The organism is Streptomyces sp. SID13031 (genome assembly GCF_010548305.1).
Classification (GTDB): Bacteria; Actinomycetota; Actinomycetes; order Propionibacteriales; family Kribbellaceae; genus Kribbella.
Genome location: NZ_JAAGLV010000012.1, coordinates 218,963 through 232,848, shown reverse-complemented (window position 1 = coordinate 232,848; position 13,886 = coordinate 218,963). Strand labels below are relative to the sequence as shown.

The 13,886-nt window shown below is 67.8% G+C and carries 9 protein-coding genes; 5 read left to right on the top strand and 4 right to left on the bottom strand.

The window, feature by feature from the left end; genetic code table 11:
• The first annotated feature begins 116 nt into the window (after nt 1–116).
• Complete coding sequence (locus G3I17_RS24410; RefSeq protein ID WP_164599889.1) at nt 117–2,105, top strand: alpha-1,4-glucan--maltose-1-phosphate maltosyltransferase; 1,989 nt, start codon at nt 117–119, stop codon at nt 2,103–2,105.
• A gap of 53 nt (nt 2,106–2,158) precedes the next feature.
• Nucleotides 2,159–2,542, top strand: a complete 384-nt coding sequence (locus tag G3I17_RS24405) for a hypothetical protein (protein ID WP_164599888.1) — start codon at nt 2,159–2,161, stop codon at nt 2,540–2,542.
• Here G3I17_RS24405 and G3I17_RS24400 read toward each other — a convergent pair.
• Entirely contained in the window at nt 2,539–3,714 is a 1,176-nt protein-coding gene (locus tag G3I17_RS24400) for a threonine synthase (protein ID WP_164599887.1), read from the bottom strand. The genes G3I17_RS24405 and G3I17_RS24400 overlap by 4 nt on opposite strands.
• Before the next feature lie 11 nt (nt 3,715–3,725).
• The gene (locus G3I17_RS24395) at nt 3,726–4,358 is read right to left on the bottom strand and encodes a winged helix-turn-helix domain-containing protein (protein ID WP_164599886.1); all 633 of its coding nucleotides are present in this window, start codon (nt 4,356–4,358) and stop codon (nt 3,726–3,728) included.
• Nucleotides 4,359–4,689: 331 nt separating this feature from the next.
• Here G3I17_RS24395 and G3I17_RS24390 point away from each other — a divergent pair, with 331 nt between their 5' ends.
• Complete coding sequence (locus G3I17_RS24390) at nt 4,690–9,063, top strand: S8 family serine peptidase (RefSeq protein ID WP_203590663.1); 4,374 nt, start codon at nt 4,690–4,692, stop codon at nt 9,061–9,063.
• Between the two features lie 94 nt (nt 9,064–9,157).
• On the opposite strand, the gene G3I17_RS24385 is transcribed toward G3I17_RS24390, so the two are convergent.
• Both G3I17_RS24385 and G3I17_RS24380 read right to left on the bottom strand, forming a co-directional pair.
• Complete coding sequence (locus G3I17_RS24385; RefSeq protein WP_164599884.1) at nt 9,158–9,766, bottom strand: winged helix-turn-helix domain-containing protein; 609 nt, start codon at nt 9,764–9,766, stop codon at nt 9,158–9,160.
• A gap of 314 nt (nt 9,767–10,080) precedes the next feature.
• Nucleotides 10,081–11,370, bottom strand: a complete 1,290-nt coding sequence (locus tag G3I17_RS24380) for a glycoside hydrolase family 18 protein (RefSeq protein WP_164599883.1) — start codon at nt 11,368–11,370, stop codon at nt 10,081–10,083.
• 204 nt (nt 11,371–11,574) lie between these two features.
• Between G3I17_RS24380 and G3I17_RS42215 the strand changes: the two genes are divergently transcribed.
• Both G3I17_RS42215 and G3I17_RS24370 read left to right on the top strand, forming a co-directional pair.
• Nucleotides 11,575–12,717, top strand: a complete 1,143-nt coding sequence (locus G3I17_RS42215; protein ID WP_203590662.1) for an OmpA family protein — start codon at nt 11,575–11,577, stop codon at nt 12,715–12,717.
• Nucleotides 12,718–12,849: 132 nt separating this feature from the next.
• Nucleotides 12,850–13,626 carry a hypothetical protein gene (locus G3I17_RS24370; RefSeq protein WP_164599881.1) on the top strand — a complete coding sequence of 259 codons (777 nt, stop codon included), beginning with the start codon at nt 12,850–12,852 and terminating at the stop codon, nt 13,624–13,626.
• Nucleotides 13,627–13,886: the final 260 nt, after the last annotated feature.

Here is a 13,886-nt window from a genome sequence, read left to right as displayed (position 1 = left end):
CAGTTTGATCCAAACCGTGACTGGTACATGGCGCGTCGGGGTACGGGGAACCGATAACGTCAGTGCTGTACTTCCCTGTTCCTGCCTACTGCGGAAAGCGAAGGTTCGTTAACTCCATGACTGGGCGCATCCCGATCACCGAGGTCACCCCGACCGTCGACGCCGGAGCGTATCCGGCCAAGTCGTCGGTCGGCGAGACGTTCACCATCGCGGCCAATGTCTTCCGCGAAGGCCACGACGCGGTGAACGCGAACGTCGTCCTGACGTCGCCGACGGGACAGACCAGACGGATGCTGATGACGCCCGTCGGCCAGGGCTCGGACCGCTGGACGGTCGACGTCACCCTGCAGGAGCAGGGCGCGTGGACGTTCGCCGTCGAGGGCTGGAGCGACCCGTACGGGACATGGCGGCACAACGCAGAGATCAAGATCCCGGCCGGTATCGACATCGACCTGATGTTCGCCGAAGGGGCGGCCTTCTTCGATCGCGCCGCAGCCGGCGTACCGCCCGCAGTACGGGTGGATCGGTCGACCCTCAGTGACGCCGCGCAGGCGCTGGCCAACGGCGCGTTGCCGGCCGAGGCGCGACTGGCCGCGGGGATCTCGCCGCAGGTCCGCTCGGCGCTCGGGCGGTACCCGGTCCGCGAGCTGATCACCTCGTCGGAGACGTACCCGGTGTGGGTGGATCGGCAGCTCGCCTTGTACGGCAGCTGGTACGAGTTCTTCCCGCGCTCCGAGGGTGCGTACTACGACGACGAGAAGCAGGAGTGGGTCTCGGGTACCTTCCGTACCGCCATGGACCGGCTCGACGCCGTCGCCGCGATGGGCTTCGACATTCTCTACGTACCGCCGGTCCACCCGGTCGGCACGTCGTACCGCAAGGGCCCGAACAACACGCTCGACCCGAAGCCGGGCGACCCGGGTTCGCCGTGGGCGATCGGCTCGTCCGAGGGCGGGCACGACGCGATCCACCCCGAGCTGGGCACCTTCGACGACTTCGACGCGTTCGTCGCCCGCGCCCGCGAGCTCAACCTCGAGGTCGCCATCGACTTCGCCCTGCAGGCCTCACCGGACCACCCGTGGGTGACCGAGCACCCGAAGTGGTTCAACGTCCGCGTCGACGGCTCGATCGCCTACGCCGAGAACCCGCCGAAGAAGTACCAGGACATCTACCCGATCAACTTCGACAACGATCCCGAAGGCATCTACGCCGAGGTACTGCGGATCGTGAAGCTGTGGATCGCGCACGGCGTCACCGTGTTCCGGGTCGACAACCCGCACACCAAGCCGGTCAACTTCTGGGAGTGGCTGCTCGGCGAGATCCGCAAGACCGACCCGGACGTCATCTTCTTGTCCGAGGCGTTCACCCGGCGGCCGATGATGCAGGAGCTGGCGAAGGTCGGCTTCCACCAGTCGTACACGTACTTCACCTGGCGCAACGAGAAGTGGGAGCTGGAGGAGTACCTGCAGGAGCTGACCGAGGAGACCGGCCACTTCCTGCGGCCGAACTTCTTCGTCAACACCCCCGACATCCTGACGGCCTACCTGCAGTACGGCGGACCGGGCGCGTTCAAGATCCGCGCCGCGATCGCGGCCACCTCGTCGCCGGCCTGGGGTGTCTACGCCGGCTTCGAGCTGTACGAGCACGTCGCCCTGCGGCCGGGCTCCGAAGAGTACCTGGACACCGAGAAGTTCCAGCTCCGCCCGCGGGACTGGAAGGCTGCCGCAGCGGAGAACCGCACGCTCGCGCCGTACCTGACCCTGCTGAACAACATCCGCCGCCGCCACCCGGCGCTGCAGCAGCTGCGCAACCTCAGCCTGCACAAGGTCGACGACGAACAGATCATGTGCTTCTCCAAGCGCGTCACCGGCCCCGACGGCCACAGCGACACCGTCATCGTCGTGGTGAACACCGACCCGCACTCGGTCCGCGAGTCCCTCGTCCACCTGGACATGGCCGCGCTCGGCATGCGCCCGGAGGACACCTTCACCGTGTACGACGAGATCACCGGCGCCACCTGGCGCTGGGGCCAGCAGAACTACGTCAAGCTCGACCCCGACGGCGACCCCTGTCACATCCTCGCGGTACGCCGCGGCCAGGCCTGATCATGGGCCTGATCACCTGACATCATCGCTCCCATCAACGAAAGGTGGGGGCGATGAGGACGGTTGTCGACCGGGTGTCACCCGAGATGCGGCTCAAGACGGGGTGGCTCATCCCGGCGGTCATCGGCTTCGTGCTGTCACAGTTCTTCTCGGACAGCGTGCAGGATCCGCTCAGCCAGTCCGACCGGATCGCCATGAGCGTCCTCAGCCTGGCGGGAGTTCTGGGTGGGGTGCTGTGGCAGTGGTACAGCCCTCGGGACCTCGCCGAGCGGCTCGCCTTCCCCGCCACCGTCGGGGTGGCGGTCACGGTGATCCTGATCCTGCCAATCGGTGAGCCGAGCGGCGGAGCAGCGAACTACAGCTACCTGTACCCGGTCGGCCTGATCGCCGGCCTGGTGCTCGCCACTCGCTGGAAGCAGATCCACACCGAGGACTAGAGCGTCACAGTCTCCGGGTACTTGAGCCCGGTACCGGTGTTGAGGGCAACCACCTGCTCGCCGGCCTTGATCCAGCCCGACTCGCGCAGTTGCCGGATCGCGGCGAAGTTGGCGGCGCCCTCAGGGCAGATGAAGCTGCCTTCGAGCTCGGCGACCCGTCGCTGAGCAGCCAAGATGTCCGCATCCTCGACCGCAACTGCGCAGCCGCCGGTCTCCGCAATCGCCTGCAGCAAAAGGAAATCACCGAGCGCCTTGGGCACGGTGATGCCAAAAGCAATTGTGTGGGCATCCGGCCACGGCTCACTCGACGGCAGCCCCTTCTCCCACGCCTGCACGATCGGCGCGCACCCGGTCGCCTGGACTGCGACCAATCGCGGCATCGGCCCGTCGATCCAGCCCAGGTCGCGCAGTTCGGCGAGCGCCTTCCAGATCCCGATCAACCCCACTCCCCCGCCGGTCGGGTAGAGGATCACGTCCGGCAGCTGCCAGCCGAGCTGCTCAGCGATCTCCAGCCCCATCGTCTTCTTGCCCTCGATCCGGTAGGGCTCTTTCAGCGTCGACACATCCTGGTAGCCCCCGCGCTCAGCCAACTGCGAGCGCACCCACGCGCCCGCGTCGCCGATCAGCCCGTCGATCAGCTTCAGCTCCGCACCGACCACGGTCACCTCGCGCCGGCAGATCTCCGGCGCCGCGATCGGCATCGCGATCAGCGCCTCCATCCCGGCCCGTGCCGCGTACGTCGCCCAGGCCGACCCGGCGTTCCCGTTGGTCGGCATCGCGATCTTCCGTACGCCGACCTCGCGCGCCCGTGATACCCCGACGGCCGCGCCCCGCGCCTTGAACGTGCCGGTCGGGATCAGCCCTTCGTCCTTCATCAGCAGCCGCTCGACTCCAAGCTCGCGCCCGTAGGCGGGCAACGGGAGCAGCGGCGTCATCCCCTCCCCCAGGCTGATCACGTTCTCCTCCGAACGCACGGGCAGCAGTTCGTGGTACCGCCAAAGATCGGCCGGCCGCGACGCGACCTGCTCCTTGCTCAGCCCGGCCCGCACCTCGTCGAGGTCGTACCGGGCGAGCAGCGGCGACCCACAGGTACACAATCCGATCACCTGATCGGCGTCGTGGGTCAGGCCGCACTGGGGACAGTCGAGGTGACTCAAGCTGGAGAAGCGCACGACTTCAGAGGCTACCCAGCGCGCAACCCGGTAACCGCTGGGTTCTGGTGATCGGTGAGGCGGAAACCGGTACCGCGCACCGCGTCGATGGTGACCGTGGTGCCCAGCTCGTCGAGCTTGCGGCGTACACGCTTCACCAGCGAGTGCACGTCAGCAGTACCGCGAAGGTGGCGGTTGCGCCAGACCGCTTGGTGCAGACCCTCATAGGTCCACACGCGCAGCGGCTCCGTCATCAGCCAGGTGAGCAGATCGTGCTCGAGATCGGTCAGCGGAACCTCGCGGTCCCGCCACTTCGCCACCGACCGGGCCGAGTCGATGGTCAGCACGTCGGCCTCCGGGCCGACGCGTTCGGTCCGCCGGTCCGGCACCTTGCGGGGTGGCGGTTCGGCCACCGACTCGGGCTCGGGCGGTTCGGGTTGCTCCGGTGGTACCGGAGGTGGGGGCTGAGCGGGCGTGATCAGCTTGCGCAGCTCGTCCAGGCTGGAAACGAGCAGCAGTGGTGCGACATCGTCGACGAGCTCCGCGAGCCGGACCCGCTCCTCCAGGGACGCCGCCACTGCGATCAGCAGTGGAAACGACTCCTGGGCGGAACCGGTCAGATCGAGGGCGCCGTCGTTCGTGGCGGGGACACGGGCGGTGACCATCTGATTACGATGTCAACCTCTGCCTTTAATCGTCAACGCATTGACAAATAATGGCGAAACTTGCCTCGAACGGAGCGACCGTCCGTCACATCTTGCTCACCAGGTGTGCTTGTTCAGACCTTTGCATGACACATAGGGTCCTCGGCAGGCACGTGACGTAACACGTCGCGACCTGGGGGGCACGGAGTGTTCACAGAACCGGTTCACCACCCAAACCGCTGTGAAGCCTTGCACCTCTGCACCATGACTCGGGGGAGTCGACTCGGGGTCGTACAAGTGAGGGGCTGCAGAGATGTCACATCAACGGAAGAGGGGGCTCGCCAGATCGCTGGTGAGCGCTCTGGCGGCGGTGGCCGTCATCACCACCGGGCTGGCCGCCTCCGGCCTGGCTCAGGCGGCACCACCCACCACGCCCGGCGCAACTCCGGCGCCGGCCTCCAAGATCAAGCCTGACCTGCTGTCGAAGCTGGAAGGTACGGACGCCAAGGAGGCGACCGACTTCTGGGTCCGGTTCAGCGACAAGGCCGACCTGACCGCCGCCAGCAAGATCGGCGACTGGAACGCGCGCGGTACCGCGGTTGCGGCCGCTCTGCGCAAGACCGCCGCGGAGAGCCAGGCCAAGGTCAAGGCCGAGCTGGACGCGTCGCACACGTCGTACCAGAGCCTGTGGGCCACGAACGCGATCGTCGTCAAGGGCGGCTCGCTGGAGATGGCGCAGAGCCTCGCCGGCCACGCAGAGGTCGAGGGGATCTACAACCCGGTCAAGTACGAGGTGCCGCCGACCACCAAGGGCACCCAGCAGAACGAGATCAACGCGGTCGAGTGGGGCATCGCCAACGTCAAGGCCGACCAGGTCTGGGCGCAGTACGGCGACAAGGGCGCCGGCATCACGGTGGCCAACATCGACACCGGCGTCCAGTACGACCACCCGGCGCTGGTGAACCAGTACCGCGGCAAGCTGGCCAACGGCACGTTCGACCACAACTACAACTGGTTCGACGCCGCCGGCACCTGCTCGGGCGCACCCTGTGACACCAACGGCCACGGCACCCACACGATGGGCACCATGGCCGGCGACGACGGGGCCGCCAACCAGGTCGGTGTAGCGCCGGGCGTCAAGTGGATCGCGGCCAACGGCTGCTGCCCCAGCGACGCAGCGCTGATCACCTCCGGGCAGTGGATGCTCGAGCCGACCAACCTCGCCGGGACCAACCCCGACGCGAGCAAGCGGCCGAACGTCATCAACAACTCGTGGGGCAGCACGCAGCCGTCCAACGACCCGTTCATGGAGGACGTCACCCTCGCCTGGACCGCGTCCGGCATCTTCGGTGTCTTCTCGAACGGCAACAGCGGCCCTTCGTGTAACACCAGCGGCTCCCCCGGCAGCTCGACGAGCAACTACTCGGCCGGCGCCTATGACATCAACAACAACATCGCTTCGTTCTCCGCCCGTGGTGCTGGCCAGAACGGCACGATCAAGCCGAACATCTCGGCCCCGGGCGTCAACGTCCGCTCCAGCGTTCCCGGCAACGGGTACGCGAGCTTCAACGGCACCTCGATGGCCGCTCCGCACCTCGCGGGCGTCATCGCGCTGCTGTGGTCGGGCGCACCGAGCCTGAAGGGCGACGTCGCGGCCACCCGCGCGCTGCTCAACGGCACCGCGATCGACAGCCCGAGCGCGGCGTGTGGCGGTACCGACGCCAACAACAACGTGTTCGGTCAGGGTCGCGTCGACGCGCTCGCCCTGCTGAACGCGGCACCCGTCGGCGACACCGGCACGTTGGCCGGCAAGGTCACCGCCACCGGTGGCGCTGCCATCGCGGGCGCGGCCGTCACGATCAAGCAGACCGGTGCGGCCGACAAGGTCGTCACTTCTGGGGCCGACGGCGCCTTCTCGGCCGTACTGCCCGCCGGTGACTACACGCTCGCCGTGGCCGCCTTCGGCTACGTCGGCCAGACCGGCACGGCAACCATCGTGGTGAACACCACCACGACGAAGAACTTCACCCTGGTGGCTGCTCCGACGGTCAACGTCGGCGGCACCATCACGGACGGCTCCGGCCACGGCTGGCCGCTGTACGCGAAGGTCAGCGTCGAGGGTCCCGGTGGCGTGTTCGACTACACCACCCCGACCAACGGCCGCTACTCCTTCAAGGTGCCCTCCAGCGCGACGTACACGCTGAAGGTCGAGTCGCAGATCCCCGGTTACACCACGGTCAGCCAGCCGATCACCGTCGGCGCGGGCAACCTGACCAAGAACGTGGCCGTACCGGTCCGTTCCGACGCCTGCCTCACCGCACCCGGCTACCGCAACGGCTCCGACGGCGTCTACGAGACGTTCGACGGCCAGGCTGCGCCGAGCGGCTGGACCGTCGTCGACAACAAGGGCAACGGCCAGGTCTGGAAGTTCACCGATGTCGGTAACCGCGGCAACCTGACCGGCGCGGCCGGCGGCTTCGCGATCATCGACAGCGACAAGTACGGCTCGGGCCAGCAGCAGGACACCTCGCTGGTCAGCCCGGTCGTCGACCTGAGCGCGGTCACCGCGCCGAAGATCAAGTTCAACCAGGACCTCAACTGGCTCGGCGGCGAGAAGGCCGATGTCGACCTGTCGCTCGACGGCGGGGCCACCTGGGCGAACGTGCTCAACCAGGTCACGGACGTCCGTGGCGTCAAGGAGATCGCGATCCCGCAGGCGGCCGGCAAGTCGGCCGTACAGGTTCGCTTCCACTACTACGACGCTTCGTACGAGTGGTGGTGGGAGGTCGACAGCGTCCTGATCGGCACCACGGTCACCTGTGAGCCGACCGGCGGCGGTCTGGTCGTCGGCAACGTCAAGGACGCCAACACCAACGGCTTCGTGAACGGCGCCGTCGTCACCCGTGACGACAAGCCCAGCGAGACCGCGACCACCGTTGCGACCCCGGAGGACACCGGCCTGGCCGATGGCTTCTACTGGCTGTACTCCGCGGAGGACGGCCCGCACGTTTACACCGCCAAGGCCGGCAACTACACCAGCACCCAGGCAACTGTCGATGTCGAGGCCGACTGGGTCACCCCGGCCAACTTCAGCCTCGAGGCGGGCCGTGTCTCGGTCGCGCCGAGTGCGATCAGCGCCAGCCTGAGGCTGCCGGGTGGCAAGGTCACCAAGACGTTCGTCGTCACCAACACCGGTACGGCAAACGTCGACCTGAAGTTCGGCGAGCGCGACGGTGGCTTCACCCTGGCGAACGCCAACGGCTCCACGACGACCAAGGCCCAGGTGCTGAACAGCACCGGCGCCCCGCTGCAGCGGCTCGAGGTTCCGACCTCGTTCGCGAACAAGCTGTCCGGCAAGATGGCTACCAAGCCTGCCGTCCCGGGCCCGCTCGCGGCTCCGTGGACGAACATCGCCAACCTCCCGGCCGTCGTGATGGACAACCGGGTGGTCAACCTCGACGGCAAGATCTACTCGATCGCGGGTGGCAACGGCTCGGCTTCGACCGGCAACAGCTACGCGTACGACCCGGCCACCCTGGCCTGGACCGCGATCGCGCCGCTGCCGGGCGCCCGTAACGCCGTCACCGTCGGCGCCGTGGGCGGCAAGCTCGTCGTCAGCTCCGGCTGGGGCGCGAGTGGTCCGGACGCAGCGACCTGGTCGTACGACCCGGCCGCCAACGCCTGGTCCGCAGTGGCCGCCAACCCGGCTCCGCGTGCGGCCGCCGGGCAGGCTGTCCTCGACGGCAAGCTGTACGCCGTCGGTGGCTGCACCACCGCCTCCTGCACCCCGATGTCCAACTCCGTGGTCGCTTACGACGCGGCGTCGAACAGCTGGGCGACTCTTGCCAACTACCCGAAGTCGGTCGCGTTCGCATCCTGCGGCGCCATCGACGGCAAGATCTACTGCTCCGGCGGTAACGACGGAGCGGCCGCCACCACGGCCGGCTACGTCTTCGACCCGAGCGCGAACTCCTGGTCCCCGATCGCCAACTCGCCGGCTGATCACTGGGCGGCGTCCTTCGCCGTCGCCGGTGGCAAGCTGCTGGTTGTCGGCGGTGTCCAGACCGGTGCCGTCACCAACGCCGGGTTCGCTTTCGACCCGGCTGCCGGTACCTGGGCCGCGCTGCCGAACGCCAACCAGCCCCGCTACCGCGGTGGTGCGGCTTGTGGCTTCTACCGGGTCGGTGGTTCGTCCGGTGGCTTCACCCCGACGGTGGAGGGCGAGGTCCTGCCGGGCCTCGAGAACTGCTCCGAGTCGTCGGCTGACGTCAGCTGGCTGAGCCTGGACAAGACCGAGGCCACCCTGGCCCCGGGTGAGAAGGTCACCGTCAAGGTGGCGCTGAACGCCGCTGTCGACCAGCCGGGTACCTACTCGGCCGCGGTCACCATCGGCGAGAACACGCCGTACAGCGTGGACCCGGTCGACGTGAAGCTCACCGTCACGCCGCCGACCACGTGGAGCAAGCTGGCCGGTACCGTCACCGGGGTCTCGACCTCCGGCGTCACCGCCCCGCTGCCCGGCGCCACGGTCCAGGTCGACTCGTGGACGGCGGAGTACACCTTCATCACCGACAAGGACGGCAACTACGCCTACTGGCTGGACCGTCGCAACAACCCGCTGACGCTGATCGCAGCCAAGGACGGCTACAAGCCGCAGACTCGGACGACCAAGCTGATCAACGGAGAAACCGTCGTCGAGGACTTCGCTCTGAAGGCGACCAAGTAATCCCCACAACTGAATAACCAAAGGCCGGCCCCGGACAGGAACCTCTGTCCGGGGCCGGCCCTCGTACTGCGTGGCGAGCTCGGCGTGGTTGGCGTCAGGTGGCGGCGAGGAGGTGGAAGCCGACGCCTCGGACGGCGTGGATGGTGACGGTGGCGCCGAGGCTGGCCAGTTTCTGGCGGAGGCGTTTGACGACCGAGTGGATGTGCGAGCCGTGGCCCAGGTGTTCGTTGCCCCAGACGGCGTGGTGCAGCCGCTGGTAGGTCCACACCTTGCCTGGTTCCTCGACCAGGCAGTGCAGGAAGTCGTGCTCCAGCTTGGTCAGCCGCGCCTCGCGGTCCTTCCAGCGAACCACCCTGCGATCCACGTCGAGCCGCAGACCGGCAGCGGGAGGAGCGGGCACGGCCGCGACGGCGAGGCTGGTCGGCGCGATGGGCCGCTCGTAGGCAGCCGGCTCCGATGTGGGCAGAGCTGCCTCGATCTGGGCAGTCACCCCACGCGCACCAAGCGCAGGTACAACAGCAGGGGTCAGTACTACGGGCGCCGAGTCCGCCGTCGACGTGAGCTCCAGGAAGGCGCGTGCCTGCTCCGCGCTGGACACGAGCAGCAGCGCGTCGGCACCACCGAGCAGCCTCGCGAGGTGGACCCGTTCGGCGGTGGACGTGGCCACGCCGATGATCAACGACGAGTCCGGCAGCCTCTCCATGGAGCCCCTCCGTTCAAACGCATGCCGGGGTCAGACGCAGGGTCCAGTACCGCGAACCGTGAAGGTTAAGTCAAGGGATTCCCTGCGTGCGCAGATGGCACAAATGCGACCTGTCCGACACCGGCCACGAACGGGCAGGAACGATCTACGCAGCGCCACGGAACAGGCCCTCCACGTCGCTCACAGTCGCGGCCCGGCGAACCGGATTAGCGAGCAATACAAAGCGTCCGGGGCCTCTGCAGGACGGTGCAGAGGCCCCGGACGCCGGGGATCGCCCTCCGGATCGGGCGGAGCCGGGGCAGGCGATGGTCGGGTCAGCCGACGGTCTTGACCGCTGTGATCAGCGTGCCGTTGCTGGTGTCACCGGACAGCTCCCAGAAGAAGGCGCCGCCGAGACCCTGCGTGTTCGCGTACTGCATCTTGCTGCGGATCGTCGCGGGCGTGTCATAGCCCCACCACTGCCCGTTGCAGAACGCGTACGCCGTACCGCCGACCGTCCCCGTGGACGGGCAACGCGTCGAGATGAGCTTGTAGTCCTCGATACCGGCTTCGTACTTGCCGGGCGCTGCCCCGGTGGCGCGGCCGCCCGGTGCGGCCTGGGTGACGCCGGTCCAGCCGCGGCCGTAGAAGCCGATGCCGAGCAGGATCTTCGAGGACGGGATGCCCTTGGTCTTGAGCTTCTGGATCGCCGCGTCGCTGTAGAAGCCGGCCGTCGGGATCCCGGAGTACGACGTCAGCGGCGAGTGCGGGGCGGTCGGGCCCTGCGCGGCGAACGAACCGAAGTAGTCGTACGTCATCGGCATGATCCAGTCGAGCTTCTGCGCCGCGGTGGCGTAGTTGGTCGCGTCGATCTTGCCGCCGGTGGTGCCGTCGGCCGTGATCGCCGCGGTGACCAGCGCCGACGAGCCGAACCGGTTGCGCAGCGCGGTGATGATGTTGTTGAAGGCGTTCGGGCCGGACGTGTCGCAGCTCAGGCCGCACGCGTTCGGGTACTCCCAGTCGATGTCGATGCCGTCGAAGACATCGGCCCAGCGCGGGTCCTCGACCAGGCTGTAGCAGGAGTTCGCGAAGGCGGTCGGGTTCTGCGCCGCCTGGGTGAAGCCGCCGGACCAGGTCCAGCCGCCGAACGACCAGACCACCTTGATGTTCGGGAACTCGCGCTTGAGCTTGCGCAGCTGGTTGAAGTTGCCGCGCAGGGCACCGGTGTCCCAGGTGTCGGCGACGCCGTCGACCGAGCCGGCCGCGTCGTAGAACTTGTCGTTCGCGGCGTACGCGTCACCGATCGTGCAGCGGCCGTCGGTGGTGTTGCCGAAGGCATAGACGATGTTGGTCAGCTTGGCGGCCGACCCGCTCGTCTTGATGTTCTTCACGTGGTAGTTGCGGTCGTACACACCCCACTCGGTGAAGTAGCCGACGACCTTCTTGCCGGCGGCAACCGTGTGGGCGCCGTCCTGGATCGGAGCGGCCGGAGCCTGTACTGCGGCAGGTACTGGAGCAGGTGGCGCGGCCGTCTCGCGGGGCTCGGCAGCGACCGCTGCCGGTACGACACCGGCGGCCAGCATCGCCACGGCGGCGAGCAGGGTGGGCAGGGGGCGGATTCTCATGTGTTCCTCCAAGGGGGGCGGAAGAGGGACTCACCGCACCCTACCGAGTACTCGGAGTTAAGAAAAGAAGAAACCCAAATAAAAGTGTCCGCGCCGATCACGGGCCATCAGGTAAAACTTTTCCGGGCTGGTATGCGCGCGTGCAGCGGTACGGAGTAGTCTCCTCGCGCACGGTCACCTTTGACCGCTCTTGACGGAGGAACAGTGCCCGGACTTGTACGGCGGCGGCCTGGTTTTGTCTGGCTGCTCGCGGCCGTTCTCGTTCCCGTCCTGATCACCGCGCTGGTGGTCGGGATCAAGGCCGGGCCGACCGAAGACGACCTCCGCGAACGGTCGCTGGCCGCACTCGACGCGCGCGGCATCACCGGCGTACAAGTCGACTTCTCCGGGCGGGACGCGACAGTCGTCGTGCCGGCCGGAGCTGACGCGACCGAAGCGCAGAAGGTGGTTGCGGCCGTCGACGGCGTTCGTGCCGCCCACACCGACGGCGGTACGACGCAACTCGCGGCAGATCCGACCGGCGCGCCATCCACCGGCACAGCCGAAGAGCCGGCCGGTACGCCGAGTCCTGAGCTCTCGACGCCGCCGACCGAGTCCGAGGTCGCTCCGTTCGAGCTCAGCCGGACAGACGACGCGATCACCGTGCGCGTCGTCGTGCGGGACCAGGCGATGAAGGACCAACTCGCCGCCGAGGTGCGGGCCGCACTGCCGGAAGGGACGGAGTTCGTCGACCAGGTCACGATCGACGAGAAGACCGCAGTGCCGAACCCGACCGCGATGTCGGCGCTCCTGCAGGCGCTGTCGACTGCGACCGGTGCCGCCTCGATCAAGTACGACGGCAGCAAGGTGACGCTGAGTGGCAAGGTGGCCGACCAGGCGACCAAGGCCACGGCGGCACGCGCCGCGGCAGCCGCAGTACCGGGCGCTGTGGTCGCCAACGAACTTCAGGTGCCGGTAGTGGCCAAGCCGCCGGTCAGCGAGGCGTGCCAGACGTTCGAGGCACGGCTGGCCCGGTTCACGGCGGAGAACAAGCTTGTCTTCCTGTCCGGCACCGCCACCGTGAACGACGCCTCCAAGGCATCGGTCACGGTGGCCGCGACCCTGCTCAAGAGTTGCGAGAGCTTCGACGTCGAGGTCGGCGGTCACACCGACAACCTCGGTAACCCTTCCACCAGCCTGCCGCTGTCACAGCAGCGCGCGGACGCAGTCAAGGCTGCGCTCGTCAAGCTCGGCGTACCCGCCGGGCGGATCACCAGCCGCGGTTACGGGGAGACCCGTCCAGTGGCGCCCAACACCACGTCCGCAGGCCGGATCGCCAACCGACGGGTCGAGATCCGAGTTCTTTAGGTTCTAGGGGAATTGCATGAGTTGGCTGATCGCGCAGGTCTGGTTCCTGCTGCTCGCCGCGTTCGTCCTCGGCAGCGCTGCCGCCTGGGTCCTGTACCGGGTACTGCCCACCAGCCCGAAGGGTGCGCGCTGATGGCCTACCTGTTCCGCAACAACTGGCCGTGGACGCTGCTCGCGTTCCTGATCGGCGCGATCATCACCTGGCTCCTCCTCAACCGCCGCGAACGCCCGCCTGTCGAGGTCCCGGCCGAACAGGAAGCGCCCGCCGAGGAGAAGACCCTCGTCGGAGCAGGCGTAGCGGCAGCCGGTACGACGCCCGCCGCGGCGCCGCTCCATTTCGAAGAACCGGTCGAACCCTTCGACCAGGCCCTCCACGAGCCGGAGCCGGAGCCAGCGCCCGAACCCGAGCCCGAGCCCGAGCCCGTACCTGAGCCTGAACCCGGATCTGAGTCTGAGCCCGTACTTGAGGCTGAGCCCGAGTCCGAGCCGGCGGAAGAGTCCGGCGGCGACCCCGAACCCCTCCCCGCTCCTCAGGAGGTGGAAGGGGCGGATCCCGAGGCCAAGGTCGCAGCACCAGCGGCGCAACCCGCGTTCTCGGTGCGGATGGACGTCGGCGAGCCGACGCTCTTCGACAACGAGCCCGCGACGGACGAAGTACAGGTGAAGGCCGAGACTGTTCCGGCCGGACGGTACGGCGAAGGGTCGGCCGACGCGGTCGCTCATCAAGGCCCGCCCGACGGGTTCACGATCAAGGGCAACGCGCAGTCGATGCTCTTCCACACCCCGGAGTCGCCGTACTACGGCCGCACAAAAGCCGAGGTCTGGTTCCGCACCGAGGCCGATGCCGAGCGGTCCGGCTTCACCAAGTACGTCCGCAAGCCACGCAAGTCCAGCCGGCCGGCCGGCTGACTCGCCGCGTCTGATTCGGGCGACGAAAAATAACGACCGAAGACCCGGAAAGCAACGCGTTCCAGATCACGGTTCGTCAGCGGAATAGGGTGTTCAGGCCCCCATTTGCTTGTACTGGCAAAGGGCCGTCACACTGAGCAGAACGTCGGCTCGGACCGCCCATCCCAAGGCTTCGTTACACATCACCGGACACCTCGGCGGCCTGCCGTCCCTTTTGAGAACCCGCGAGCCGGGTACGGGAAAACAGTGCAGGCCGAAAA

What these genes read in the sequence shown, in the direction of transcription:
- G3I17_RS24410 (WP_164599889.1), top strand. Translation starts at nt 117, where the DNA reads ATGACTGGGCGCATCCCGATCACCGAGGTCACCCCGACCGTCGACGCC.
- G3I17_RS24405 (WP_164599888.1), top strand. Translation starts at nt 2,159, where the DNA reads ATGAGGACGGTTGTCGACCGGGTGTCACCCGAGATGCGGCTCAAGACG.
- G3I17_RS24395 (WP_164599886.1), bottom strand. Translation starts at nt 4,358, where the DNA reads ATGGTCACCGCCCGTGTCCCCGCCACGAACGACGGCGCCCTCGATCTG.
- G3I17_RS24385 (WP_164599884.1), bottom strand. Translation starts at nt 9,766, where the DNA reads ATGGAGAGGCTGCCGGACTCGTCGTTGATCATCGGCGTGGCCACGTCC.
- G3I17_RS24380 (WP_164599883.1), bottom strand. Translation starts at nt 11,370, where the DNA reads ATGAGAATCCGCCCCCTGCCCACCCTGCTCGCCGCCGTGGCGATGCTG.
- G3I17_RS24370 (WP_164599881.1), top strand. Translation starts at nt 12,850, where the DNA reads ATGGCCTACCTGTTCCGCAACAACTGGCCGTGGACGCTGCTCGCGTTC.